At 29.8% G+C, this 26970-nt stretch carries 25 protein-coding genes; 6 read left to right on the forward strand and 19 right to left on the reverse strand.

The features are described from left to right. Nucleotides 1-17 precede the first annotated feature (17 nt). Nucleotides 18-2135 carry an RNA degradosome polyphosphate kinase gene (locus QMG30_RS04315; RefSeq protein WP_281812564.1) on the reverse strand — a complete coding sequence of 706 codons (2118 nt, stop codon included), beginning with the start codon at nt 2133-2135 and terminating at the stop codon, nt 18-20. 292 nt (nt 2136-2427) lie between these two features. On the opposite strand from QMG30_RS04315, the gene QMG30_RS04320 reads away from it, so the two are divergent. Further along, the gene (locus tag QMG30_RS04320; protein ID WP_281812566.1) at nt 2428-4257 is read left to right on the forward strand and encodes a sensor domain-containing diguanylate cyclase/phosphohydrolase; all 1830 of its coding nucleotides are present in this window, start codon (nt 2428-2430) and stop codon (nt 4255-4257) included. Here QMG30_RS04320 and QMG30_RS04325 read toward each other — a convergent pair. The 9 genes from QMG30_RS04325 to QMG30_RS04365 all read right to left on the reverse strand — a co-directional run bounded on the left by QMG30_RS04325 (nt 4252) and on the right by QMG30_RS04365 (nt 13471). Beyond that, nucleotides 4252-5421, reverse strand: a complete 1170-nt coding sequence (locus QMG30_RS04325) for a patatin-like phospholipase family protein (RefSeq protein WP_281812568.1) — start codon at nt 5419-5421, stop codon at nt 4252-4254. The two genes, QMG30_RS04320 and QMG30_RS04325, sit on opposite strands and share 6 nt — an antisense overlap. Nucleotides 5422-5437: 16 nt before the next feature. Next, entirely contained in the window at nt 5438-6463 is a 1026-nt protein-coding gene (locus tag QMG30_RS04330) for a lysylphosphatidylglycerol synthase transmembrane domain-containing protein (protein ID WP_281812570.1), read from the reverse strand. A gap of 2 nt (nt 6464-6465) precedes the next feature. Then, complete coding sequence (locus QMG30_RS04335; RefSeq protein ID WP_281812572.1) at nt 6466-6990, reverse strand: YkoP family protein; 525 nt, start codon at nt 6988-6990, stop codon at nt 6466-6468. Nucleotides 6991-7022: 32 nt separating this feature from the next. After that, nucleotides 7023-7724 carry a polysaccharide deacetylase family protein gene (locus QMG30_RS04340; RefSeq protein ID WP_281812574.1) on the reverse strand — a complete coding sequence of 234 codons (702 nt, stop codon included), beginning with the start codon at nt 7722-7724 and terminating at the stop codon, nt 7023-7025. A 29-nt stretch (nt 7725-7753) separates the two neighbouring features. Beyond that, nucleotides 7754-8875, reverse strand: a complete 1122-nt coding sequence (locus QMG30_RS04345; RefSeq protein WP_281812576.1) for an MGDG synthase family glycosyltransferase — start codon at nt 8873-8875, stop codon at nt 7754-7756. Further along, nucleotides 8851-9999 carry an MGDG synthase family glycosyltransferase gene (locus QMG30_RS04350; protein ID WP_281812578.1) on the reverse strand — a complete coding sequence of 383 codons (1149 nt, stop codon included), beginning with the start codon at nt 9997-9999 and terminating at the stop codon, nt 8851-8853. Before QMG30_RS04350 ends, QMG30_RS04345 begins: the two co-directional genes overlap by 25 nt. A 104-nt stretch (nt 10000-10103) precedes the next feature. Next, the gene (locus QMG30_RS04355; RefSeq protein WP_281812580.1) at nt 10104-11936 is read right to left on the reverse strand and encodes an LTA synthase family protein; all 1833 of its coding nucleotides are present in this window, start codon (nt 11934-11936) and stop codon (nt 10104-10106) included. Nucleotides 11937-12079: 143 nt separating this feature from the next. Then, nucleotides 12080-13009, reverse strand: coding sequence for an SPFH domain-containing protein (locus tag QMG30_RS04360; RefSeq protein WP_281812582.1), 930 nt, complete (start codon nt 13007-13009; stop codon nt 12080-12082). Nucleotides 13010-13039: 30 nt separating this feature from the next. Then, entirely contained in the window at nt 13040-13471 is a 432-nt protein-coding gene (locus QMG30_RS04365; RefSeq protein WP_281812584.1) for an NfeD family protein, read from the reverse strand. A gap of 398 nt (nt 13472-13869) precedes the next feature. Here QMG30_RS04365 and QMG30_RS04370 point away from each other — a divergent pair, with 398 nt between their 5' ends. Then, the gene (locus tag QMG30_RS04370) at nt 13870-14817 is read left to right on the forward strand and encodes a tetratricopeptide repeat protein (RefSeq protein WP_281812586.1); all 948 of its coding nucleotides are present in this window, start codon (nt 13870-13872) and stop codon (nt 14815-14817) included. Nucleotides 14818-14944: 127 nt separating this feature from the next. On the opposite strand, the gene QMG30_RS04375 is transcribed toward QMG30_RS04370, so the two are convergent. The 5 genes from QMG30_RS04375 to QMG30_RS04395 all read right to left on the reverse strand — a co-directional run bounded on the left by QMG30_RS04375 (nt 14945) and on the right by QMG30_RS04395 (nt 19004). After that, the gene (locus QMG30_RS04375; RefSeq protein ID WP_281812588.1) at nt 14945-15376 is read right to left on the reverse strand and encodes a flavodoxin; all 432 of its coding nucleotides are present in this window, start codon (nt 15374-15376) and stop codon (nt 14945-14947) included. Between the two features lie 16 nt (nt 15377-15392). Further along, nucleotides 15393-15998: a DUF3793 family protein gene (locus QMG30_RS04380; protein WP_281812590.1), complete on the reverse strand. Its 606-nt coding sequence runs from the start codon at nt 15996-15998 to the stop codon at nt 15393-15395. A 132-nt stretch (nt 15999-16130) separates the two neighbouring features. Continuing rightward, a complete protein-coding gene (locus tag QMG30_RS04385; protein WP_281812592.1) occupies nt 16131-16916 on the reverse strand; it encodes a TrmH family RNA methyltransferase in 786 nt (261 codons plus the stop codon). A gap of 11 nt (nt 16917-16927) precedes the next feature. Next, nucleotides 16928-17590, reverse strand: coding sequence for a potassium channel family protein (locus QMG30_RS04390; RefSeq protein WP_281812594.1), 663 nt, complete (start codon nt 17588-17590; stop codon nt 16928-16930). Between the two features lie 31 nt (nt 17591-17621). Next, complete coding sequence (locus QMG30_RS04395) at nt 17622-19004, reverse strand: TrkH family potassium uptake protein (protein ID WP_281812596.1); 1383 nt, start codon at nt 19002-19004, stop codon at nt 17622-17624. Between the two features lie 491 nt (nt 19005-19495). Between QMG30_RS04395 and QMG30_RS04400 the strand changes: the two genes are divergently transcribed. Further along, the gene (locus QMG30_RS04400) at nt 19496-20689 is read left to right on the forward strand and encodes an FprA family A-type flavoprotein (protein WP_281812598.1); all 1194 of its coding nucleotides are present in this window, start codon (nt 19496-19498) and stop codon (nt 20687-20689) included. A gap of 87 nt (nt 20690-20776) precedes the next feature. On the opposite strand, the gene QMG30_RS04405 is transcribed toward QMG30_RS04400, so the two are convergent. After that, nucleotides 20777-21412: a CBS domain-containing protein gene (locus QMG30_RS04405; protein ID WP_281812600.1), complete on the reverse strand. Its 636-nt coding sequence runs from the start codon at nt 21410-21412 to the stop codon at nt 20777-20779. Between the two features lie 414 nt (nt 21413-21826). Between QMG30_RS04405 and QMG30_RS04410 the strand changes: the two genes are divergently transcribed. From QMG30_RS04410 to QMG30_RS04420, 3 genes are read left to right on the forward strand one after another with little or no spacing between them, the layout of a single operon-like run. After that, complete coding sequence (locus QMG30_RS04410) at nt 21827-22186, forward strand: GntR family transcriptional regulator (RefSeq protein WP_281812602.1); 360 nt, start codon at nt 21827-21829, stop codon at nt 22184-22186. Next, nucleotides 22186-22875, forward strand: coding sequence for an ABC transporter ATP-binding protein (locus tag QMG30_RS04415; RefSeq protein WP_281812604.1), 690 nt, complete (start codon nt 22186-22188; stop codon nt 22873-22875). The genes QMG30_RS04410 and QMG30_RS04415 overlap by 1 nt, the downstream gene beginning before the upstream one ends. Then, on the forward strand, nt 22875-23636 hold the full coding sequence (locus QMG30_RS04420) for a hypothetical protein (protein ID WP_281812606.1): 762 nt from the start codon (nt 22875-22877) through the stop codon (nt 23634-23636). Before QMG30_RS04415 ends, QMG30_RS04420 begins: the two co-directional genes overlap by 1 nt. Before the next feature lie 86 nt (nt 23637-23722). On the opposite strand, the gene QMG30_RS04425 is transcribed toward QMG30_RS04420, so the two are convergent. The 3 genes from QMG30_RS04425 to QMG30_RS04435 all read right to left on the reverse strand — a co-directional run bounded on the left by QMG30_RS04425 (nt 23723) and on the right by QMG30_RS04435 (nt 26960). Beyond that, a complete protein-coding gene (locus QMG30_RS04425; protein WP_281812608.1) occupies nt 23723-24742 on the reverse strand; it encodes a Gfo/Idh/MocA family protein in 1020 nt (339 codons plus the stop codon). A gap of 130 nt (nt 24743-24872) precedes the next feature. Further along, entirely contained in the window at nt 24873-25838 is a 966-nt protein-coding gene (locus QMG30_RS04430; RefSeq protein ID WP_281812610.1) for a sugar phosphate isomerase/epimerase family protein, read from the reverse strand. Nucleotides 25839-25877: 39 nt separating this feature from the next. Further along, complete coding sequence (locus QMG30_RS04435) at nt 25878-26960, reverse strand: Gfo/Idh/MocA family protein (protein WP_281812612.1); 1083 nt, start codon at nt 26958-26960, stop codon at nt 25878-25880. Nucleotides 26961-26970: the final 10 nt, after the last annotated feature.

The following is a 26970-nucleotide window of genomic DNA, read 5'->3' on the forward strand; positions in this document are numbered from 1 at the left end:
AAGGGACATTATGTCCCTTATTTATTATCTTTTGTAATAGGAATGAATATATCATGTTCTTTCTCTACTGTATATTCTTTCATAGTATTTTGAGCTGTTTTAGCAAAGTATTCTTGTGAATTAAGGATTTTTTTACCTTTTTTATTTATTTTTACATATTCCCCTTGCCTGTCTTTTGTTTTAGCTTTCACATTATCTTTTAACATTATTTTCAGTATATCTATAATTCTTTCTTTAATTCGCTGATCTTCAATAGGAAACATCAACTCAACTCTTCTATTGAGGTTTCTAGGCATCCAATCTGCGCTGGATAGATATACTTCTTCATTTTTATCATTATAAAAATAGAATATCCTACTATGTTCTAGATATCTTCCTACGATACTTCTAACTGTAATATTATCACTTACTCCATCAATACAAGGTATTATATCACATATACCCCTAACAATAAGTTCTATTTCAACTCCCGCAGAAGATGCTTTATATAGAGCTTTCATGATACCGGGATCACATATCGAATTCATTTTAACAATTATTTTTGATTTTTTACCCAATATTGCGTTATTGGCTTCTCTTTCAATCAGCATCATGAATTTTTTTCTAAGTCCCGTTGGTGCCATTGTAAGCTTATTAAGTTTTGGTGGCTCAGAATATCCTGATAAAGTATTAAATACCGCAGAAGTATCGGCTCCTATTTTTTCATTACAAGTGAGTATTCCCATATCTGTATATAATTTAGCTGTTATATCATTATAATTACCTGTCCCAAGGTGTACGTATCTTCTTATGCCATCCTCTTCCATTCTAACTATCAACGTAATTTTACAATGGGTTTTTAATCCAACTAAGCCATATATGACATGACAACCTGACTTTTCAAGTCTCCTTGCCCATTGAATATTATTTTCCTCATCAAATCGAGCTTTCAGCTCAACTAAAACAGTTACTTGTTTACCAGATTCTGCTGCTTCAGCTAAAGCTTTGATAATTGGTGATTGTCCACTTACACGATATAGGGTTTGCTTTATAGCCAAAACCTTCTCATCTGCAGCTGCTTTTTTAATCAATGATACAACCGGTGTGAAAGATTCATATGGATGGTGTAGAAAAACGTCTCTTTTTCTTATTACTTCAAAAATGTCTTCTTCTCCTAGCAAATCCTTTGGAGTACTAGGTGTATAATTATCATATTTCAAATGATTAAATCCTTTCAGATCGTACAGCTTCATTAGAAATGTTAAATCTAAAGGACCATTTATATAATATATGTCTTTATTATGAATTGTCAAAGACTTTTTCAATATATTTATAAGTCGTTCATCCATGTCATCGGAAACTTCTAATCTTATAGCTTCTCCCCATTTTCTCTTCTTAACAGATTTTTCTATCTCTATCAATAGATCTTGTGTATCTTCTTCATCTATAGATAGGTCCGCATTTCTTGTTATTCTATAGGGATAAGTACATATTACTTTGAACCCGACGAATAATCTTTGCATAAACAGCTTCATGACATCTTCTAATAATATGAAATCAGTATATTTGTTTCCATTATTAGGTATTTCTATAAATCTTGACAGAACAGCTGGTACTTGCACAGTCGCAAATACTTCTTCTCCACTTCTTTTGATTAATATAGCAAGATTCAAACTTTTATTGAGTATTAATGGAAAAGGTCTACTTGAATCAACTGCCAAAGGAGTAAGTACAGGATATATAACTTCTGTAAAATATTCTTCTAGATAATTCTTTTGTTTGTCGTTTAAATCTTTTATATGTATAAGATTTATACCTTTTGTCTTAAGATGAGGGACAATTGAACGTTTGTAATGGCTATATTGTTCATCTACTAATTTATGTGTTCTAGCAGATATTCTTTTCAGTTGTTGCTTTTGTGTTAGTCCTGATATATCAGGTTTATTATAGCCTACATTCAACTGTTCCTTTAATGAGGCTACTCTTACCATAATGAATTCATCTAAATTAGAACTGACTATAGACATAAATTTAATTCTTTCAAATAATGGATTATCAGAATTTTTTGCCTCATCAAGTACTCTTTGATTGAACTCCAACCAACTTAATTCTCTATTTTCAAAATATAAAGGATTATCAAATGTATTTTCCACCATAACTAACTACATCCCTTTCATAACCTATATTCACGACCCTAATCTATGCTGAAAAGTAGTACTTTCTATTATATTAAATATTATCTCCAATAATCTATTAAATATCTATTATATTGTATTACTATTAACATTCACTTGTTCTTTATTATACCATATTATTTTAATTTATAAGTTCAGTAATTTATATTTATTTTTCTTTATTATATGATATAATAAATTTATCACAAATAACTATAACATTATTTCAGTTTATAGATCATCCAAATATATATATCTTAAGGAGCTTTTTATTATGAATAATGAAAATATAAATGAGTTTTTGTCTTTTATATTATCCCGGATCAAAAAATTAAATAATGAAAACTCCACTAAATCATCAAGACAGGAAAAAGATTTTTCTTATACTAATCCCGTTCTTGTTAATATGCTGAAGCATATGGACAACGGAATAATAGTGACGAATCATAATAATCATATATTGCTTATGAATTCTGAAGCCAAAAGAGCTTTCAACCTACATAATGGTGATTATGATATCAAAGATATCACTTCACTGATTCAACAGAAAAACATTACATCTATAAAGCAAACCAACGATAGTGAATATACTTTTACATATCCCAATAATAAAATCAAAACATATATTATAAAAATCAATAGTCTACCTGATTCCACTTTAATGATAACTCTAAAAAACAAGACTGATATTATAGATCTCATGCAACAATTAGAAGTATCCCAGTTAAAATACAATCTTCTTGTTAATAACACGCCCGATGTCTTGGTTCAGCTGAATAAAAAAGGTGATATTACATATCTAAATTGTGGGTTAACGAAAGATATCAAAATTGATTCTAATAAATATATCAATCAGAATATATTTGAGGTATTACCTATAGATTTTGCTAGACAAGCGAAAAAGACATTGACTAAAGTCTTATCCAGTTATAATCCGAGTTCATTCAAATCTAATATATCAATAGATGGAAAAGATTATTATTTTATAATCAGGATGTATCCTGATATAGATGAACATGTTATGTGCCTTGCAAGAGATATTTCTGAGAAAAAAACAATAGAGAGCAAATTGGAATATCTAAATATATATGATCCTCTTACAGAATTATTCAATAGGGCATATTTTGAAAACAAACTACAATATTATAATGACCCCGCTTTTTTACCTATGGGACTTGTCATATGCGATCTTAACAGCCTAAAGCTGGTTAATGATACCCTGGGACATTCTTTTGGAGACACCATAATAAAAGAATCAGCCAAAATAATTAAAGAACCTCTTAGTACGTATGAAGAAGCTTGTAGAATAGGTGGAGATGAATTCGCTATATTCTTCCCAAACTGTAGTAGATCTTTACTGGAAAAATACAAAACGACTCTTCTAGACAAACTAAACGCCTATAACTTATCTAATCCCCGATTACCTCTTAGTTTTTCAATAGGGTACAGCTTGAAGGAAACAGTAGATACTGATATGGAAACTATATTTATTGCCGCAGACAATAATATGTATCATGAGAAACTATTACAAGGCATAAAAAACAGAAACAACATGGTTCAAGGGTTAATTAAATCTCTATCCACTAAAGAATATAAAAATGAAGATGCCAAGAAATTCTTACTTGAAAATGTTTTAAAACTAGCAAGAGCTGTTAATTATCCTGAACATAATATTGATAATCTGAAATTATTTGTCAGTTTCCATGACCTAGGTCAAGTAAGCATACCAAATAATATATTATATAAAACCGAACCTTTAACTAATGAGGAATTAGAAATCATTAAAAGGCATAGTGAAGTTGGTTATAAGATATCTCTATCAATACCTAATCTCTTTCATATTGCTGATCTTATATTAAAACATCACGAATGGTATAATGGCGAAGGTTACCCCCTTAATATAAAAGGAGAAAACATACCTTTAGAATGCCGTATATTTTCAGTTGTAGAAAGTTATACTGCAATGATTACTGATAAACCTTATAGAAAAGCTATATCCATCGAAAAAGCTATCAGTGAATTAGAACATTGTGCAGGTAAACAATTTGATCCTTACATAGTTGATAAATTTATAGAGATAATTAAAGAGGAGCTGGATTCATAATATAACCACTAGCTCCTCTAATAAACTTTTAATCAACATTTCGTCTTCCTTGATTTCCAATCTTGTTCTTTTTAATTTATTCTTTATCAATGTAAAGAATTGTTCAAAAGTATATATTCTGAATCTCTCTAATTTCAACTTTTTACCAAAATGCTCCAGAAGATATATTACGAAATCACAATAATCCCATTTATCTTTTATACCAAGTCTTTTAGCTAATCTAGGGATTACGTCTTCCAGTATAGCCCTATTGACTGATTTGTTTCTTAGATTGCCTAATCTACAATATTTTTCTTTATCTTTTACTTGGATAATTTTTTCGATGAAATACGTCTCATCTTTATCAATATCAATATAGAAATGATTTCCCTTTAAACCTTTTACTCTTCTAATGGTATCAAAGTAGCCTAAATTAATATTATAATTGGCTTTATTATTATCAAATTCTAATATTCCTCCTAAATTCTCTGAAGGAGCTATTTCAAATACATTGATATCTTTTAGATCAGATTTTTTATCCAATCCGAATCCCTTGATTTTTATTACAATTATATTCTTGTATCCTCTATCTATCAACATACTCATAGGTGAATTATTATAAAACCCACCATCCAAGTATCTTATACCATGTAATCTTTCATTCTTGAATACAGGTAAATAAGAACTGGCTAATAGAAAATCATGTAACCTACCTTTTTCTATATCTGAAATAAATAATTCTAGAGGTTTCCTATCCGATAAAGAAATAGTAACTAAACCGAATTCAATTTCAGATGATCTAACTTTTTCTTCATCTACAGCTTCTGCTATCATTTTTTTTAATGGAGTCACATCAACTCCTCTATCAATAATTACTTGAATTATTCTATTAAATATCTTTTTGAAATCTAAATCTTTGAAATCTAATTTGGTTATTCTTTCTAATAAATCATCTTCAACATCAATAACATGTGAATATTTTATATTTTCCCAGAGTTCAACGGCTTTATCAAGGTCATCTTGTACTACAAAAACACCATTAAGTGCACCTACTGATGTACCAACTACTGCTTTTATATTGACATCTAATTCTTTTAAAGCTCTCAAAGCTCCTATCTGATAGGCACCTTTGGCTCCTCCACCTTCTAGTACGACTCCGTATTTTCTATTTACGTCTATTCTCAAGTTATCAACTCCAACACTATACGTATTTGTTTTTACGTTTAAAATATCCAAAAATCCTAACTATAAGCAATATCAATCCACTAAAAATCATATTTCCATAGTACGTAATGATTCTCCAAAGTGCCATAGCATATAGAAGTACGTCTCTTGTAAAGAATACTCTAAATAACAGGTAAAAGCTTCCTTCCGAAGCGCCAGCACCTCCAGGTGTAGGTATAAAACTTACTACTACATACACTATTGTTTGTATAGCTAATATATCTATATAATTAGCACCTGTTGAACCTAATGATAAATATATAAAATATGTTATAGAAAAATATATAGTCAATTGAACAAAAGTCATAATGATTAATGTAATCATAGTTTTTTTGTTATTTTTTATCTCTTCAATATTCTTTACATAGTCATCAATATGCTCAACAATAACATCTCTCTTGATTCTTTTTGCCAAATGTAGTTTTTTAGCAATTAGGATTATGAAATCAAGTATCTTGACAACTAGAACTTTTGAGTATGATAATAGAATAATCAATATTCCTCCAAAAAGATTAACACAAAGTCCTATAACTATAAAAACTATAAGTCCACTATATCTATTTACTATGAAATGGATCTTAGTAAAAAACATACTGATCGCATATAGTGAAACTACAACTTGAAATATTAAGAATTTCTTAACAGTAATAGTAGTTCCTACAGAAATGGGAATATTATATTTACTCTTCATCGCGAATATCTGAGCAGGTTGTCCACCTGCTGCAAAAGGAGTGATAAGACTATAATATTGTCCAACAAATGACAAATATACTGATTTCATAAATGTTATTTCTTTACTTATTTCTTTACCTATCACAAATATTATTGTTGAATTGATTAATAAATATAATAGCATCAATAATATTGCTATATACAAAAATTTCAGGTCTAATCTTTTAACTAGTTCAGGGAATTCAGCTATCTCTTCACTAGAAGATAGTAAATATAGCGTTATTATAGTAAAAACAACTACTATAATTATTCCTATAATTTTTTTCTTCATAATTATTTTTCTCCCAATTTATTAATGATTGCATCTCTAGACATCCATACTTCTTGCGGTTCTCTAAACTTTACTTTGTCTTTCTTAGTTGAAGAAAATACGATTTTTATAAGATTATCCCATATTTTCAGAAAACGTTTCATATAACCGCTCTTCATTTCAAATACATCAAAACCAAGTCTCTTGGTCAAGGGAGCCAAAACTGTTCTTCCAAAAATAGCTTTTATATCTTTAAATTCATCATTACTCTTAAGTTGTTTTGCCAAAGCTAGTGTTTCAGAATAAAATACTTTTATGACTTTTCTTACAGGGACTTCGTCAACAGTATCATTATTCACATGAATCTCTATTACCATATCGCCTTTTTTTATGCTCGTACCGTCAGACAATGTAACTGGTTTTCCTTTATATTTATCTATGTCTAAATAAATATAATTATATTCTGAACCAGGTATAAAAATCAAGTTATGAGTTTTTATATACCTTTTATTCATGTGAGTAAAGAATTTCTTCAATAATTTTTTCATTTTTTTCTCCTATATACAATATTATAACCAACTTAACCTTTTATCATTTCATCAATTGTAATAAAGTTGAAACCTAAGTCTTTTAATTTAGGGATTGTGGATTCTAATGCTCCTAGTGTATTATTTGGGGCACCTTCAGCTCCTCCACTATCATGTAGAACTATTATATCTTTATCTTTTATTCTCTTCAATAAAATATTTTCTATATTAGCTGAAGAATTACTTTTTCTCCAGTCATATGCTTCAACTGACCATAGAATTATCTTAAGATTGTTTTTTAATGCCTGTTTTAAAGTAAGTGCATTGAAAGTTCCCCATGGTGGTCTATAGTATGTAATATGGAGTCCAAGGCTTTTTAGAATATCAAGTCCATTTTTGAATTCATTAATTGTTTCCCACGGAAAACTTAGCCAAGCTGATTTATGGTACATTGTATGCATTCCTATTCCATGACCTTCTCTTTTCATTCTATCTACAATGTCTTTATTTTCTTCAGCTTTACGTGCTACTAAAAAAAATGTAGCTTTTATATTATTTTTCTCAAGTAAATCAAGTAATCTATTTGTATATAATGGGTCTGGCCCATCATCAAATGTCAATGCTATACTCTTTTTTGAATTTTTATTAATAGTTTTAATCACATCGTTTGATTTATTTCTTGCTATATAATTCGGTATAACCATATAAAGCATAAAAATAAGTAGCAATATCAAAAAAATATATAATACTATCATAATAAAATCACCTTACCTTACTGAAAATATTAATTCCTTGAGTATATTGTTATTATGTTTTCTGCTAGAGATTTCATATCAATGTTTTTTTTCTGAACATCTATATTTTCAATCATTTTATTTTTTAAATTTTCATCGTCCATTATTATACTTATTTTATCAACTAGTTCTTCTTCAGTATTTACTACGTATCCCAATCCTTTTTCTTTAACATATTTACAGTTTTCTAATTCTTGTCCCAAAACAGGCTTATATATTATAAATGGAAGACTGCTGGATATGGTTTCAAATAATGTGATTCCTCCAGGCTTAGTTATGAGCAGATCGGATACTGACATAATATCGGCAACTTTATCAGTATACTTAAGGATATTGATATTATCGTAACTGTCATATTTACTTATTTTATCATAAAGCTTCTTGTTTTTTCCAGTGATAATATATAGTTTTATACGCTTATTAGAAGCTATCCATTTATAAAAAGAAACTTCCTTTGGGATAAGACCTAGCCCACCGCCCATCATCAAAATAACGAAATCGTTATTATCTATGCCATACTGTTTCTTTAATCGTACATTGTTTTTTGATTCAAAAAATTGACGCCTAATAGGAATACCTGTCGTAATAACAGAATCTTTATTGATTCCCCTTTTTATAATACTGTCTCTAACGCTATCTGTAGCAACAAAGTACATATCGCACTCATAGTTTATCCATTCTGACCCTTTAACTATATCTGTTATACAAGTTATTAAAGGGATATCTTCATTATTATCCTTCTTATATTTTGCTACGTAAGCAGAACATGTGGGAAAAGTTGATATGATAATGGAAGGTTGCACATCTTCCAAATATCTAGCTAATCTTTTTGAGCTAGATCTAAAACAAGAGTGCAACTTACCAAAATTATCATTATTGTTTTTTTTGTAATAATCAAAATTATAGATAGGTAAGGCATACTTAATTAGCATCTTGAAAAATTTATATATATATTTATAAAGTTTTGGCCTTATTATTTTATACATGTCAACTATTTGTATTGTTATGCTACTATCTACATCTGTTATATAATTCTTAATAGCTTTTGATACTGATTTATGTCCACTTCCAAAATCAGCTGTAAGTATTAATATTTCACATTTGTTTTGCATTTCATATCCTCCGTGAAGGATTCATTTTTTTCCATTAGGTTTATACATAATTTTATCGTCTTATCTATAGAATGATCTTTACACATGTCTTTCATATTTTGTTTCAACCAATTGATTTTACTTGGATCATTCATTAGAACCGTTACGACTTCATCCAACTCTTTGACACTATCTATCTTTATGGCTGCCCCAGCATTAACAAGAACTTCTGCATTTTCTTCTTCTTGCCCTGGAATGAAATAAGGTATAATCATTGGTATATTCTTAGTTAAAGCTTCTGTTACTGTAAGTCCACCTGGTTTAGTGACGATTACATCAGATAATTCCATAAGTTCTGGTATCTTATCTGTAAATCCTAGAATCTGAATGAACTTATCTGGTATATATTCTCCATACTTATCGTCTAGTGAATTTTTTAACGTATCATTGTTACCACATACTACGATAATTTTTAACTTATCTTCAATATTCAATAGATTCTTAAGTGCTTTCTTGATTGAACTTACTCCCATACTTCCACCCATTAATAAGATGGTAAATATGTCTTCTTTTTTCTCAGTAACCACATCTTCTCTAAAAATCCTCTTAATAGGAATTCCATAGCTATAAACCTTATCAGGGCTTATTCCTCTAGCTACAATACCATTTTTCGTATAAGCGCTTCCAACTAAATAAGCGTCAACATGATCGCTTATATAGCTTTGATGTGGAAGAAAATCAGTTACTACTGATAGAAATGGTATATTAATTATTCCATCACCTTTTAGTGAAGATATTACATCTACTAGCAAAGGATGTGTACTTATAATTAAACTCGCATTTTCGAAGTTGACTATTTCCTCTATTTTATCAGTCAATGCTTTTATGAAAATCTTAGCTACAGGCTTATTCATAGTTTCATTATTACTGATCTTATAAATAGTTCCGTACATCTTAGGCATCAAAGTCGCAAGTATTTTGTAACCATCTGACACTAGAATATCTAGTGATTTACTAACTTCTTTTAATGGTTCAACTATTACAGCCTCATATCCTTTTTCTTCAAATTCTAATTTCAATGCACCAGCTACTTGATTATGTCCATAACCAGTAGATGCTGACACTATTACTATTGTCTTTTTCATATTTATCCCCCTAAATTAATTAAAGCTAAAAGCATTCAAATAAATCCTAGATCTACTTTTTTCTTATAATTTAGATGCATATAATTTTATACTATGAATTTTTATTACCTTGTTATCAGATCATTCTCAAGTATATACTTAGATGTATCTAATAACTCTAATGCTTTATCATAATATTTTTTATATTTCATATTATCCTCAATTTTTTCATCTGTTTTTAAATCTTTCGCTTCACTAGTACTGAATAATGATTCTCTCGACATCTCGAAAATCACATCATCATTTATGAATGAACCTCTTAACATATATGTTACTGACGCAACATATCCTTTTTCTGCATTAATGATATCATGACCTAATATATATTTGCTAGTGATTTCTACATCCATCAAGTTAGCAATTGTTGGTAAAAAGTCAACTTGACCTCCTACAGTAGATATAGTTTCGTTTACATTAGCACCAGGTACATTAATAATTAAAGGTATGTTAAGCATTTCATTATAGTCATAATCTTTGCCCAAATATCTTGTCATACATTCATAATTACTAGCATCTTTACAATTAAGTCCATGGTGGTCACCATATATAGCAATTATAGAGTCATCATATAACCCTTTTTCTTTTAATTCTTCTATAAACGTTCCTATTGCCATATCAGAATAATGAACTCCCTGTAAATAGTTACCAAATACTGTTCCTTTATCCTTTTGATTCAATTGGATAGTATTGTATTTGTCAGGAAATAGATAAGGATGATGGCATGATAATGTTATTAGGAAAGAATAAAAAGGTTTTTCCATTTTTTCTATGTGTTCAGCTGCTTGCTTAAACATACTTACATCTGATATACCAAAGCCTATTTTCTCATCCATATTCATATCTTCAAGACTTATGTAATCTTCAAACCCTTGATTAGGGTAAGCTGCTTCTCTATTCCAGAAATCTGCTTTATAGCCATGAAATACTGTTGTCTTGTATCCATTTTCTCTCATTATCCATGGTAAACCATAAAATGTGTTATTTTCATATAATCTATAACATTCACCATCAATTACTGGATATATAGAGTTCTGAGTTGAAAATTCTGCATCAGAGGTATTTCCTCTTCCAATATTCTGGTAATAATTTTCAAAGTATAATGAATCGCCTTTAATTAATTTATTAAGGTTTGGTGTCAATTCTTGTCCTTCATAATAAGCGTTAATTGGAAAATTCTGCATTGATTCAACTTGAATCACTATCAGATTTCTACCTTTAGCAATTCCATTAAATTTTTTCTCTGTCGATCTTTCTGATTCTAATTTACTAAGAACTGTATCAACATCTTCATTATTTTTTATGTCATTATCTTTGTAACCGAATACTTTTGTATATATATCATTTATATGATAAGTCAAAAATTCAGTATTACTCACTGCTTTTATTGCATCCACATTCATTGGATTCCATGACATCAATAACATTAAAGCCACTAGCAATGATGTAATAATTCTCTTATATGGTTTGAAATTAGTAATATTTCCTGTTACTAATTCTCTTTTTTTCTTGAAATAGATATAATAAAATGGTATATCTATAAATAATAAGATACTTATTGGTGGTGTTGTAAATTTAATACTTTCATCAACCACAATCAAGTTATTCATCTGAGCTACTTGATTTACTGATGGTAATTGATTGAAATAGCTATAATACAAACAATCTGCAAACATTAATAACGTAAGCAGGGAATAAACAATCAAAAATGATCTATTACAATGCTTACTATCACTAAATAAATATGCTATAAAAATTACTACAAAAAATACAAATGTGATTGCACCTATAATAATACTTGATTTCTGAAATCCGATTAGTAAATAAAAACATACTATCTTAGCTAAAAGTATAGCTACCATAATAAAATCTTTATACGATATTTTTTTTAATTCTTTCATTAATATTTCTCCTTTTGATACACTAAATTAGTTCATTTAATATGGGCTAACCATTATTATACCATAAGCTAGCCCATCATATCATTTAACTTAAATTAAATTTAACATATTTAATGCATCTACTAAGTTAAATAGTACATAATTTAGTCAACTGTATCATCTTTAGCAATTTCTACAACTGATTTAGCTAAACCTGCTAATCCTTGTATTTCTGATGGAATGATTATCTTAGTTGCTTTACCGTCAGCAGCTCTTTCAAATGCTTCTAAGCTCTTGATAGATATGACTTCTCTTGAAGGTTTTGATGCATTAATTTGTTTAATACCTTCTGCAGTTGCTGTTTGAACTTTCAATATAGCTTCCGCTTCACCTTCTGCTTCTCTGATTTGAGCTTCTTTCTTAGCTTCTGCTTTTAAGATAACTGCTGCTTTTTGTGCTTCTGCATCTAGTATCGCTGACTCTTTTCTACCTTCTGCTACTAATACTGCTGATTTTTTCTCTCCCTCAGCTCTAAGGATAGCTTCTCTTCTTCCTCTTTCTGCTTTCATCTGACGCTCCATAGCATCTTGAATCTCAGCAGGTGGTATAATATTTTTTAATTCAACACGATTAACTTTAATACCCCATGGGTCTGTTGCTTCATCTAGAATGCTTCTCATTTTTGTATTGATGATTTCTCTAGATGTCAATGTTTCATCAAGTTCCAAATCACCAATTATATTTCTTAGTGTTGTTGCTGTCAAGTTCTCAATTGCTGATAATGGATTAACTATTCCATAAGCATAAGCTTTTGGATCTGTTATTTGATAATATACAACTGTATCTATTCGCATTGTAACATTGTCTTTTGTTATAACTGGTTGTGGTGGAAAGTCTAGAACTTGTTCTTTTAGTGATACTCTTCTAGCAACTTTGTCAATTAGTGGTATCTTAATATGTAATCCCACTGACCAAGAAGTTTGAAAAGCGCCAAGTCTTTCAATTACATAAGCATGTGCTTGTGGTACCACTTTGATACTAGTCAAAATTAAGATAACTATTAATGCTATTAATCCAATTCCTACATATTCCATATTAGTTCCTCCTCATAATTTATAGAAACATTACACTTCTTCAACAATTAATTTTACACCTTTTACCTCTAGAACTTTAACTTTCTTACTCTTTTCTATTGTATCCCCATTGATAGAACGACAACTCCATGTCTGTCCATCAACCTTTACTTGTCCTTTGGCAGCAAGATTATTGATTTCATCTATAACTATTCCCACTTTGCCTATGATTGATTCATAATTAGTTTTTACATGCCCTATTTTCAATACTTTTACTGCTATAGGTCTTGTAAAATACAACAAACATAGCGAAACAACTATAAAGACTACTATCTGAATAAAAATTCCTACTCCAAATAAAGATATCAGTAAAGATGCTAAAGCTCCAAATGCAAACCAAATTGTTGTTAATCCTAAAGTCGCAGCTTCAAGTATTACACATATGATTAATACTCCAAGCCAAATTAAGTATGGTTCCGGCATATTCCGTGACCTCCTTTAATAAAAAAGTTGATATGTTATATCATAATCTTATGTTAAAACAATTATGCTTAATATTATGATAGCTACTTTATTATATTTTACAAAAAAATCTTACATAATGCAACTTTATTATTTTTTATGCTACTATTGGATTAATTTAATATCAAAAATATTGTTTTCAGAAGTCAAATATTAACTTTTTGATAAATTATGAGGTTTAATTTTATATGATATAGTAATTCTAATATATACAGATTAATATTTAATTAGAAAATGTTTAATTTACAATTATGTTTATAAAATCCATAATTAATTAATAAACAAATATTTATATATGTTGAAATGCTTATGCTTATGTAGTATCATTTATTAATAGCAATCAAAAGGAGATGAAGCAATTGGATTATTTAGGTAAGAAATGGAAATTTATTGCAATAATATATTTTATAGCCTGCTATATATTTGTTATCGTTATAAAGCATCTGCCACTTAGCACATTGTTACTATTTTATGGTGGTTTTATTTTATTGACAATACTTCTATTTTTAGGAAGTACAATAGGTATGATAGGTATTTTAGTTCAATCTGTTACTAAAAATGATAAAAAAGCTTTTAAATATTACAGAGCAGCATATAAACTACATACTAATAATATTAGTATAATAACTTCATACGGGTTAATTCTTTTAAAAGAAGATAAAATCGAACAAGCTATAGATATTTTCAAAAAGTCTCTAAGTCTAAATCCTCAGTTTCTTGCAAACAAAATAATTAAATGTAATATTGCAATTTGTCACTGGAAACTTGGTAAAATTGATGAAGCAATAGATATTTACGAAAAAATATTTAAGGATTTTGAACTTGCAACATATGATGATGAAGAAGATAATGATGAAGAAGACATCAAACAGATAGAAGAATCAATAGATAGTAATGAAGAAAAAGAATATGTCATAAAAACTAATTCTTATGTATATGCTCAAGATTATACCACTATAGGTTATCTGTATTTGTTAAAAAAAGATTACGACAAAGCAATAGAAAATAGTAAAAAAGCTTTGATGCTAAATGCAAAGCATGCACCTGCACTTGATAATCTTGGTCAAATATATTACGAGATGAAAGACTATGATAAAGCTTTCAAATATCTAAAATCAGCATTGGAAATTAATCCCAACATGCCTGATAGTAACTATTATATGGGATTGATATTCGAAAAGAAAAATGACATTGAAGAAGCAAGAAAATATTATAAGAAAACGGCTTCGTGTAATATTAATGCTCTTAACACTGTTACACGTGAGGATGTTAACAAGAAACTACAAAAATTCAATCCAAATCTATAGATGCCATTTAGATATTTAATTGATTCATGTTAACTTTTATTTATCACCAATGGCAAATAGCTTTGTAACCAAAAAAATTATAAAAGGCTTTATTATAAATAAAACTAATAAAGCCTTTTTAGATTATCTATGCATTTACAAGAGTTTTACCTAATTCTGTACAATTATCCAATTCTTCACCTTGTGGTTCAAGATTTACTATTAAACCATCAGCTACCAACTTAGCACCATATGATTCCATTCTATCTTTCCAATTTCTCATCCATTCACCATCGCCCCAATCATAAGAACCGAAAAGAGCTAATTTTTTATCTGACCAATCAATATTTTTGAGACTTTCTACAAAGGGTTCCATTTCATCTTCTTCTAGTGATTCTACTCCCATGGATGGGCATCCAAGAGCTACATAAGTAACTTCCTTTATCATGTCTTCATTTGCCGAATCAACAGGAACAATATCAACTTCTTTTCCCTCTGATTCTATACCTTTCGCAATAGCATTTGCCATTGCTTCTGTGTTACCAGTTCCACTCCAATAAACAATTAAAACTTTATCCATTTTATTTACCTCCATATTAACATATTAATAATTCAAAAACTTGTTGAGGTGTTTTATGTATAAGAAGTCTTTCTGTATGCTGTTTTACCTTTTGAATATTATCAAATAATTTGTCTGATATATTAGCATCACCATAAATTCTCCAATAATTAACTTTTGTCAAAGGTAGATTGACTACTCCCATGAATCCCATAACATCTTTAAGGGGATACCCTAAAAAAATACCTATCTCATCAGGAATCTGCCCTTTACTTATTTTCGTATAAAGTCCATTTAAGTAATCATTCAGAAGGTAATTAGTACTATATCCACACATCGCTAAAAAATTAACAATATTTTTTCTAAGCAGTATCTTTTCCAAAGAAATTTCATTATAAATAAATACCTTATAACTCTTGGTAGAATAATTTATTACTTTTCCTTTTATCTTATCGCATCTGTTGATAAGGCTAATCAATAATTTCAACTTACCTTTCATATTATCTTCATTCTTTGGTATACTGATTATCTCTGCTGGCTTTATCCCTTTTATTACTGGACTTATGGTTTTCAGTAATCTCTTTTCATAATCACTACATACATTATTAAATATACATTCTTTATTATTTATACAAGTTCTCATAAGACACCTCCATTATGATAATGACATTCATTATCATTTATATGATAACATAAAATTAAGAAGTTGTGAAGGTTTATTTTTAATTCTTCACAACTTCTTTTATATTCTAATCAATTCATAATATCTTTGCTGTTACATATATTTTCTTTGCCTTAATGCTTCATATGCTATTATACTTGTCGCAACTCCTGCATTTAGTGATTCTGACTTTCCAATCATAGGAATCTTAATATTTCTATTGGCTAGACCAACTACCTCATCAGTAAGTCCATTACCTTCATTACCTATTAAAACACCTATTCCCCGTGTTAAATTACATTTATATAGATTATCACTGCCTTGTAAATGTGAAGCTATGATTTCTATATTATTGCTTTTAAGTATTTTGATATCTTCTATTAAATCACTATCCGTAATTACCGGCACCCGGAATATAGATCCCATTGTCGCTCTTACGACCTTAGGATTATATAAGTCCACTGAGCCTTTTGATATTATAACACCACTTGCTTTTACTGCATCACAAGTTCTTATAATAGTTCCAAGATTACCAGGGTCTTGTATGTTCTCTAAAATGATGATTAATGGGTTACTATTAATCATTATATTCAATTTCATAGGTACGATTCTAATAATCCCAAGAATTCCTTGAGGTGTAACAGAATTAGATATATGTTTCATAACAGAATCATTAACTATCTCTATTTTAACTTTTTTCTCTATAAATCCCTTAACGAGATTTTGTTCTTTTTCAAAAAAAGTTTCTGTCATAAATATTTCATGAATGCGACTTACATCTATCTCATTTATTGTTTTTTTCCCTTCAACAATAAATGAGGCTTCTTTTTTTCTTGTCTTAGCCTTATTAAGTAACTGTACTACTGCTTTTATTTTAGGATTTTGTATACTTGTAATCATATAATTCATTCCTAATCTTTTATTATGTTAATCTTTTTGAGATCTTTGTTACTTCCAACTACAACCAGTACATCTCCTTCTTCTAATGTTACATCAGGTCCAGGAGTAATATTGATATTGGCTTCTTGTTTAATTGCCATTACATTCATTCCATATCTAGGTCTCATATCCAATTCTTTCAGGCTTTTACCTATCCACTCGTCCAATATGGAAACTTCTACTATACTATAGTCTTCTGACAATTCAATATAATCAACAAAATTATCCGATATCAGATTGTTGGCTATTCTGACACCAATCTCTCTCTCAGGGAAAACAACTTTATCTGCCCCAACTTTCTCAAGGACTTTTTTATGAACTTCATTCTGTGCTTTTGCAAGAACATATGGCACTCCCATATCCTTAACTAATATTGTTGCCATAATACTAGACTGCATATCATTGGAAATAGCAATTATAGCAGCATCAAAGTTTCTAACACCAAGAGCATTGAGGGCATCTTGATCAGTAACATCGGCTTGAACCGCATGTGTTACTGTAGATGCTATATCTTGAATAATTTCTTCATTTTTATCAATCGCAAGTACATCACAATCATACATACTTAATGTTTCTGCAACACTTTTTCCAAATTTCCCTAATCCAAATACTACGAAATCTCTTTTTTTTGCCATAAGTATTTTACCTTCCTTTCAATTATATAACCTATCCTACCATTACCTTTTCTTCAGGTTTCTTCATAGTAGCTTTTGATCTTGCTTTCATAGAAAGAGCAACTGCTATTGTAAGTGGTCCAAGTCTTCCTATAAACATGGTAATGCAGATAACTATCTTTCCGATAGTAGTTAAACTTCCAGTTATTCCAAGTGTAAGTCCTACTGTTGCAAAAGCTGATACTGTTTCAAATAATATCTCCATAAAAGTTCCTGATTCCGTAACAGATAGAATCATAGTTACTGTAACAATAACAGTAAATCCAATAGTTATCACAGCTAATGCTCTTTTTATAATATCTTCTGGTATTGTTCTCTCAAAAGCTTCAGTTCTTTCTTTCCCTCTAATACCAGATATGACAGTTAAAATAATAACTCCCATGGTAACGGTTTTAACACCACCTGCTGTACCTGCTGGCGAACCTCCAATAAACATCAAAATGATTGTCATGAACTTCGAACCATGTGTCATATTGGCAAGGGGCATTGTATTGAATCCTGCCGTCCTTGGTGTAACAGCTTGAAATAGTGAACCAAGGATTTTATCTTTCATAGATAGATTTCCTAGGGTATCTGGATTCGTTGTTTCCAATATAAAGAAAAATATAAATCCTATTAAAATCAATGCAAATGTTAGAACCAATACTATCTTAGTATGCAAAGTGAATTTTCTGAAGGTCCTTTTTAAATTCAACTTATCATTAAATTTTTGTTTCAACACTCTAAGTATATCAATCCAAACAGTAAATCCAAGTCCTCCTAATATAATGAGAAGCATTACCGTTATATTAATGATGATATCACCTATATAAGGGCTCAAACTACTATCACCTACTATATCAAACCCTGCATTACAAAAGGCTGATATTGAATGAAATATTGCTTTGAATATACCATACGCTCCATCTACAGGAACAAATCTTATAGATAAGAATGCTGCTCCGATTCCTTCTATTAATAATGTACCCAATAGTACATTTTTAGTTAATCTCACCATACCGGATAATGTATATTGATTAAGTGCCTCTTGGATGATAAGTCTTTCTTTCAACCTTATCTTTCTTCCTAAAATTATGAAGAAGGTTGTTGCAAAAGTCATAAAACCAAGTCCACCAATTTGAATCAAGACCAAAATAACTACTTTTCCAAACATACTCCAATAGTCAAGAGTATTAACTACAACAAGTCCTGTTACACATACTGCTGAAGTCGATGTAAATAAAGCATCTATAAATCCTATACTTTTTTTTGCATTAGTGGCTATAGGTAAATTCAATAATATTGCTCCAATAATTATAAGAAATAAAAACCCCAACACAAGTATCTGTGTAGGTTTCAAATCAATCTTTAGTTTCGCTAACCCTTTCTTATTCATTAGTTTATCCTCCGCTATGTTATTAAGATAAGATACCTCATGTGTTTCTTAATTAATTTATTATAACATAATATTTTATATGCACAAAGGGAATTTTACTTGATTGAGTTATTTATTCTAATCTTCACTTTAATAATCACATACTGTCAAAGTAATCAAGAATCTTCATAAACATAAGAATATAAGTGCTATTTCAATTTATTTCGGGACTATATTTACTTTCAAAACAACATTACTTTATGTTATATTCCATTCGGAAATTGACTATATTATATCAATATCATTGCTAACATAGATGGTCTATTCAATTAAATATTTTTTAATAATTATGGAATATTGACTTTATGAAAAAGCTGTGTTAATCTACTACTAGGTAATACTAATTATCATTTAGAATTATCCTATTTATTAAAAATTAAAGTATAACTTCTAAAAAGAGAAAAATACTATAATGTAAAATACATTACAGAACAATACGAAAGGAGATTATTATGAATAAAGCATTAGAAATTAACAAGGGAATCTATTGGGTTGGTGCACTTGATTATGATATACGTTTATTCGACGTTGTCATGTATACAGAATACGGCACTACATACAACTCCTATTTAGTGAAAGGCACTGAAAAAACGGCTTTGTTTGAAACGGTTAAAGTTAAATTCTTTGATGAATTTTTAGAAAGATTGAATGAAGTATCATCTGTAGACGAAATCGATTATATCGTAGTTAACCATACCGAACCTGACCACGCTGGTTCTATAGCTAAACTGTTAGATATGAATCCTAATATTACGATAGTGGGTACAAGCATGGCTATAAAATTCTTAAAAGAAATTACAAACAAGAACTTTGACTCCATCATTACTAAAGAAGGTTCAACTCTTGAACTTGGTAACAAAACTATAGAATTTATTATGGCTCCATTCCTTCATTGGCCTGATACTATGTATTCATATGTAAAAGAAGATAAAACACTAATCACTTGTGATTCTTTTGGCTGTCATTACTGTGATGAAAAAATATTTAATGATAAAATAGAAGGAGACTTCATAGATAGTTATAAATACTATTTCGATGTGATAATCGGACCTTTTAAATCTTATGTATTACAAGCTCTTAAAAAGATAAGCGATATTGATTTTGATATCATATGTCCAGGTCACGGTCCAATTCTACGAAAAGATATTGATAAATATATAGAATTATATCGTACTTGGGCTACTGAAGAAAAAAGAGAAAAACCAAGTGTTGTCATAGCTTACGTTTCAGCTTATGGATATACTCAAAAAATTGCTGAAAAAATATCCGAAGGTGTTAAATCAATAGGGGATATAGATGTATTACTCTATGATTTAGTTGAAACAAAAAAAGATGAAGTGATGAAAGAAGTCAATCTTGCAAAAGGATTGATACTTGGTTCTCCTACAATTGTATCCGACGCACTTCCACCTATATGGGATATTCTTACTTCCCTTAATCCTATTATTCATAAAGGTAAATTAGCTGGTGCTTTCGGATCATATGGTTGGAGCGGTGAAGCTGTTCCTAATATTGAAGGCCGTTTTAAACAACTTCGTTTCAAAATGCCTGTAGAAGGACTAAAAATCAAATTCAATCCGTCAGATGAACAATTAGATGAAGCCTATGGATTCGGGAAAAAATTTGCAGAAGCTGTTATAGGTTAATAATATATATCAAAATCATATATAAAAGATGGACTTTGTTTAGTATCCTAAACGAAGTCCATTTTTATTAATAAATTTCACTTTCAATTAATTATCACTAAACTCTCTTACCTCAAAACCATGATTGTTCAAACTTTTAATAACTTTTTGTATATCATTTGCTTTTACTCTTAATGTTATCTCTTGTAATCCCAATACTTCTGTATCAGCCTGAACTATATTCCTGATATTTCCTCCTGCTTTTGCAATAATATCAGTTATTTTAGCCAGTTTTCCTTTGAAATCATATATATAAATCACTAATCTTGGCTCATCCATACCATAAATGAATTTAAATCTTTCAAGTATAGCTTTTTTAGTAATAATACCAATCAATTCTTCTTCTCCATTAACCACTGGAATAAATCTTAACTTATTATTAGCAAAAAACATCGCCGCCGCTTCGTCTATTAACATATTTGAATTGTTTACAGAAGGAACCTTGGTCCTCATAAATTCTTCTACTTTTCTTTGTAGAAATTTCTCTTTATCCCCTCCATCTTCTTTGAAATACAATTCATATACATATTGCCTTGACAATACTCCTATGAATTTTTTCCCTTCTAGTACAGGTAAAGAAAGTAAATCATTATCTTCAATAACTCTAAGTCCTTTACCTAAATTATCATCGATAGAGATTGTCCTTAGTTCTTCTACTTTTTTCATTATTGAATTTATATTCATCCAATCACCTCTTTTTAATAATAGTTAATATTATTTTTCGTTTATACTTATTAAATTTTCATATATATTATTAGTTGAGATAATTACATAATCCTTAATTTAATTCGATACACACAATATGCAGATTATAATAGTAGTTCAAATCCAACATATTGTACTATATAAATCAGCAGAAGGTAATTATACAATTATCTTAGTTAAAATATTAACTTTCTATATACTATTATATTCTTTACTTCTTCATGTAAACCTTTTTTTATTAGAAATATTTAATTATTTCTTTATTAAATCCAAAATTTAATGCATTATAGTAAAATTTTATAATTATTATTGTAGCTGTTGACAAATCCAAAACAATGGTGTACTATCTAACTAGTGCACTAGTAATCAGATAATGTTCATGGAGGTGTGTGTGTGGATTTTGACAATAGTACTCCAATATATTTACAAATAATCACATTACTGAAAAAAGATATAGCAACTGGCAAGCTATCCCCTGGAGAAAAACTTCCTTCAACTAGGGAATTGGCTATTGAATATGGTATAAATCCTAATACTTCTGGCAGAATATATAAAGAGATGGAAAGAGATGAAATTACTTTTACCAAAAGAGGTTTAGGTACTTTTGTTACAGAATCCCAAACTAAAATAGATCACATACGAGACGATATGGCAAAAGATTTAATTAATAATTTCATAAATGGTATGATAGAACTTGGATATACCAAAGATATGTTAATAGCAATCATAAAAAAAGAAAGTGAGGCAAAATAATGTTACTAGAAATTAATAATCTTTCTAAAGGATATTTAACAAAAAAGGCAATAAAAAATATAAGCTTTTCAGTAAAAAAAGGTAAAATATATGGTTTCTTAGGACCTAACGGTAGTGGTAAAACAACTACAATGAAGATGGTTGCAGGTCTACTCAACCCTTCATCTGGGCAAATATCAATAGAAGGAAATAAAGTAGGTGTAAAAACCAAAAACGTAACTGCATATATGTCAACAGAAAACTTCATATATCCATATATGAAAATAAGAACTGTAGGAAAATACTATCAAGATTTTTATGAAGATTTTAATATGGAAAGATTTGAAGAACTTATAGATTTCATGGATCTAAAAATGGATCTCAGAGTTTCTTCCCTTTCATCAGGTATGGCATCAAAAATGAAAATTGCTGTTACTCTATCAAGAGATGCAAAATTAATAATGTTAGATGAACCACTCAATGGTATCGACCTTGTTGCAAGAGAAAAAATATTAAAATCCATTGTAAAATGTGCTAATGAAAATAATACAATAATCGTATCAAGCCATTTAGTTGATGAAATGGAGAAAATACTAGATGAAGTAATCTTCTTGAAAAACGGTGAATTAGTACTTATAGGCAGTGCAGAAACCGTAAGAGGAGAAAGAGGTAAATCTATCGTAGAACTTTACAAGGAGGTATACGCATAATGTTGAAATTAATTAAATACGAGTTTCTAAGAAAAATCAAAAATCTAGGAATCTGTATTGTTATATTTGCAATACTTGAAGGAATTAGTTTATATACTATATACAAAGGAAGTTCCTCACTTCCCTATACTTTAATTATAATGTTATTGTCAATCTTTGGCATGTTCATATTTTTACTGATTGACAGTATTACTATGTATTCCTCGGATTTATATAAAAAATCTGGATATATGTTATTTTTAACACCAAACAGTTCTTCAAAAATTATAGGTTCTAAATTATTAGTCAGCTTAATAGAAGCAACTGTTGGTCTATCATTACTTTTCGGATGTTTATATATAAACTATCAAATAGTATATGATAAATATTTAAACAATCCTCAAGCTCAAGAATTATTAGATATTTTGAAAAGTATATTCTCACAACCATCAACATCAGAAATAGTATTTATTGTTCTATCATTTGTAATAAGTTGGTTTAGTTTTATTACTACAATTTACTTGGCTATAACCATCAGAAAAACTTTATTAGCCAATGTAAAAGCTGGTGGATTATTTAGTTTTATTATTTTCTTAGTTCTTCAAGGAATAATAACTTATGTACAGACTTTAGTTACCACTTATGATTCTACTTCAATTATGATAAGCAATAATAATATGGCAATGCAATATTCAACATCCTCAATCATATATAGTTGTGTGGTTATGCTTATACTATATGTAACCTCATCTGTGCTTCTCTCTAAAGGAGTGGATCTATAATGACCGAATACTTCTTTAATTAAGTATGTATAAGAACAAAGAAAGCTATTTCTATATATCTATGGAAATAGCTTTCTTGAAATATCTTAAAACATTATTCTTTTTTTCTGTTTACCGCCATCATAGATAGCGCATATCATTTTCTGAGTTTTATAGGCTTCTTCACCAGTAATATCAGGCTTCGTACCATTCAATAAACTATTATAATAATTTTTGATTTGTTTTATATGGCTTACTCCCCAATAACTTTTTACATTTCCATAATCAAATGTCTCATTTGGATCTGCATCAGCTATAAATGTTCTGCCATCATTAAATTTAATAGTAGCCTTATCCGCTTTCATACTAGCGATTCCATTTTCACAATAAATCTCTATCTCTACAGGAGCATCATATCCATAATAATTAATAGCGTAAAATCCTGTAAATATACCGTTCTTGTATTTTATTACACCTTCTGCTGAATCTTCAACTTCGATGATTTCATGTGCTCTATTACTTATATTTGCGTCTATGTATTCAATTTCACTATCTATAAGCCAACGCATCAAATCCATAGTGTGGATAGCTTGGTCAATAATGACTCCGCCGCCTTCTTTGTCCCAAGTTCCCTTCCAATCGCTTTTTGTATAATATTCGTCTGACCTATCCCATGTTACTGATAGCTTACCAGATATTATTTTACCTAATTCGCCAGATTCCAAAGTACGTTTAATGAGCTGTGAACCTTTATTATATCTATTTTGGAATATGACACCAAGGGTAACATCATTATCTTTAGCTGTATCAATCATTTTCTTAGCGTCTTCCAATTTTATTGACATAGGTTTTTCAGTTAGAACATTAACTTTCTTCTGTGCTGCATAAATGGCTATTGGTGGATGCATATAATGAGGTGTACATATATGAATGACATCCAAATTCTCTTTATCAATCATTTCTTTATAATCCGTATAATACTTACATCCTAGTTCTTGTGATTTTGCCTTTGCTCTATCTTCCTTAATATCACATATTGCTACAACTTCAGTGCATTCAAGCTCATTTACAGGATAAGCATGCATTGGATAAATGTTTCCACATCCTACAATCCCAACTCTAAACATTGTTACTCATCTCCATCATTAATATAGTTTTTACTTTATATGTTAGCTCTATTATAACTATTTATTATACTACAAACTATTACATCATATCAACTAAATGATACTAGAAAGATTAATGTTTCTTATATGTTTATGCCCACCACATTCCACTAGTACTTTCAAAAGTCATGACTTCTTTTAAAAATGTTACTGCTTTTGTTAATCCTTCGTTAACAGACATTAATGAATCTTCATGCTCGATACTGATAGCGTAATCATAACCTACCATCCTAAGTGCACTGACTATATCTTTCCATGTAGAATAATCATTACCGTAACCAACTGTTCTGAATATCCAAGAACGATTTATTTCATCACCATAGTGTCTAGTATCAAGAACTCCATTTACCGCACAGTTGATTTTATCTATTTTTGTATCTTTTGCATGGAAATGGAAAATACAATCTCCTAATTCTCTTATGGCAGCTACAGGATCGATTCCTTGCCAGAATAGATGGCTTGGATCAAAGTTAGCTCCTATTTCTTCACCGACTGCATTACGAAGTTTCAATAGAGTATATGGATTATATACACAGAAACCAGGATGCATCTCAAATGCGATCTTATTGACACCATGCTCTTTTGCGAAAGCTACTGCCTTTTTCCAATAAGGTATCAATACTTCATTCCATTGATATTCTAAGATTCTAGAAAAATCATCTGGCCATGGACAAGTTACCCAGTTAGGTGTTTTGTCATCTTTGGAACCACCTGGACAACCTGAGAATGTATTTATTTGATTAATACCAAGTTTTTCAGCTAGTAATATAGTTTTCTCAAAATCATCATGGAATTTCTTAGCTACTTCTTTATCAGGGTGTACTGGGTTTCCATGACAGCTTAATGCACTTATTTCCATATCATATTTCTTGACAGTGTTCTTGAATTCTTCTAACTTGGCATCATCGTGAAGTAATATATCTGGGTTGGCATGAGCTGTACCTGGATATCCTCCTGCTCCTATTTCAACCATAGTAACGCCTAATTTATTTAGATATTTTAGTGCCTCATCTAGTGGTTGGCTATTTAATAATGGTGTAAATACTCCTAATTTCATAATATGTACTCCTTCCTTAATAATAATTTATTGTATTTGTTAATCTAATACTATTTCTTTTCCAATTTTTGCTGATTTATAGATAGCTTCTAATATCTTAGTGACTACTAAAGCTTCTTCAGGCTTAACTACTGGTTCTGTATCATTGATGATACAATCTATGAAACTTTTTGCTTCGACTTCAGCAGGATTACAGCTATCGCCTTCAAAGAAATCTACTCCATCAGCACTTAGCCCAGGTTTTTTCACATATAATTTACCAAGATCGGCCCCATTTATTCTAAGTCCATCTTTCATGTCAGCTCCTGCTTTTGTTCCACAAAGTGTTGTCTTAGCTTCTCCTGTTTCAAGAGTATTAAGTGCCCAACTTGATTCTAGAATTATTGTAGCACCATCTTCCATAGTTACAAATCCGAATGCTGAATCTTCTACAGTGAATTCATCTTGTTTCCAGTCTCCCCAAGCATTACCTGTATCTCTTTGGTCTCCTAATTTTTTATAAGTAGTACCTACTACTCTTACTGGTTTATAGTTATCCATACACCATAGAGTCAAATCAAGAGCGTGTGTTCCGATATCTATCAAAGGACCTCCACCTTGTTCTTCTTCGTTAAGGAATACACCCCATGTTGGTACTGCTCTTCTTCTTATGGCATGTGCCTTAGCGAAGTATACATCTCCTAGGTCCCCTCTTTGGCAAGCTTTCTTTAGATATTGTGAATCAGCTCTAAATCTATTTTGATAACCTATGGTAAGCTTTTTGCCTGTCCTCTTGGCTGCTTCTACCATTGCTTCTGCTTCTTTTACTGTCTTAGCCATTGGTTTTTCACACATTACATGACAACCTGCTTCAAGAGCATCTATAGTAATGAAACTATGTTCTCTATTAGGAGTACATACATATACTACATCCAAATTATTATCCGCTAACATTTTCTTATAGTCAGTATAGCATTTGGCATCAGATTTTCCAAAATCTTTACTAGCTTTCACTGCTCTTTCTTCCACAATGTCACAAAAAGCAATTAATTCAACTTGTTCAACTTTCTTGATACTTGGCATATGCTTTCCATTAGCTATACCTCCACAACCTATAATACCAGCTTTTAACTTATCACTCATTATTATGATT

Source organism: Vallitalea longa (genome assembly GCF_027923465.1).
GTDB lineage: Bacteria > Bacillota > Clostridia > Lachnospirales > Vallitaleaceae > Vallitalea > Vallitalea longa.

Coding starts and splice junctions, on each gene's coding strand:
- QMG30_RS04415 (WP_281812604.1), top strand. CDS start 22,186: ATGTTACTAGAAATTAATAATCTTTCTAAAGGATATTTAACAAAAAAG.
- QMG30_RS04400 (WP_281812598.1), top strand. CDS start 19,496: ATGAATAAAGCATTAGAAATTAACAAGGGAATCTATTGGGTTGGTGCA.
- QMG30_RS04390 (WP_281812594.1), bottom strand. CDS start 17,590: ATGGCAAAAAAAAGAGATTTCGTAGTATTTGGATTAGGGAAATTTGGA.
- QMG30_RS04435 (WP_281812612.1), bottom strand. CDS start 26,960: ATGAGTGATAAGTTAAAAGCTGGTATTATAGGTTGTGGAGGTATAGCT.
- QMG30_RS04405 (WP_281812600.1), bottom strand. CDS start 21,412: ATGAATATAAATTCAATAATGAAAAAAGTAGAAGAACTAAGGACAATC.
- QMG30_RS04335 (WP_281812572.1), bottom strand. CDS start 6,990: ATGAAAAAATTATTGAAGAAATTCTTTACTCACATGAATAAAAGGTAT.
- QMG30_RS04355 (WP_281812580.1), bottom strand. CDS start 11,936: ATGAAAGAATTAAAAAAAATATCGTATAAAGATTTTATTATGGTAGCT.
- QMG30_RS04380 (WP_281812590.1), bottom strand. CDS start 15,998: ATGAGAACTTGTATAAATAATAAAGAATGTATATTTAATAATGTATGT.
- QMG30_RS04330 (WP_281812570.1), bottom strand. CDS start 6,463: ATGAAGAAAAAAATTATAGGAATAATTATAGTAGTTGTTTTTACTATA.
- QMG30_RS04360 (WP_281812582.1), bottom strand. CDS start 13,009: ATGGAATATGTAGGAATTGGATTAATAGCATTAATAGTTATCTTAATT.
- QMG30_RS04395 (WP_281812596.1), bottom strand. CDS start 19,004: ATGAATAAGAAAGGGTTAGCGAAACTAAAGATTGATTTGAAACCTACA.
- QMG30_RS04350 (WP_281812578.1), bottom strand. CDS start 9,999: ATGAAAAAGACAATAGTAATAGTGTCAGCATCTACTGGTTATGGACAT.
- QMG30_RS04315 (WP_281812564.1), bottom strand. CDS start 2,135: ATGGTGGAAAATACATTTGATAATCCTTTATATTTTGAAAATAGAGAA.
- QMG30_RS04365 (WP_281812584.1), bottom strand. CDS start 13,471: ATGCCGGAACCATACTTAATTTGGCTTGGAGTATTAATCATATGTGTA.
- QMG30_RS04340 (WP_281812574.1), bottom strand. CDS start 7,724: ATGATAGTATTATATATTTTTTTGATATTGCTACTTATTTTTATGCTT.
- QMG30_RS04385 (WP_281812592.1), bottom strand. CDS start 16,916: ATGATTACAAGTATACAAAATCCTAAAATAAAAGCAGTAGTACAGTTA.
- QMG30_RS04375 (WP_281812588.1), bottom strand. CDS start 15,376: ATGGATAAAGTTTTAATTGTTTATTGGAGTGGAACTGGTAACACAGAA.
- QMG30_RS04425 (WP_281812608.1), bottom strand. CDS start 24,742: ATGTTTAGAGTTGGGATTGTAGGATGTGGAAACATTTATCCAATGCAT.
- QMG30_RS04420 (WP_281812606.1), top strand. CDS start 22,875: ATGTTGAAATTAATTAAATACGAGTTTCTAAGAAAAATCAAAAATCTA.
- QMG30_RS04320 (WP_281812566.1), top strand. CDS start 2,428: ATGAATAATGAAAATATAAATGAGTTTTTGTCTTTTATATTATCCCGG.
- QMG30_RS04430 (WP_281812610.1), bottom strand. CDS start 25,838: ATGAAATTAGGAGTATTTACACCATTATTAAATAGCCAACCACTAGAT.
- QMG30_RS04345 (WP_281812576.1), bottom strand. CDS start 8,875: ATGCAAAACAAATGTGAAATATTAATACTTACAGCTGATTTTGGAAGT.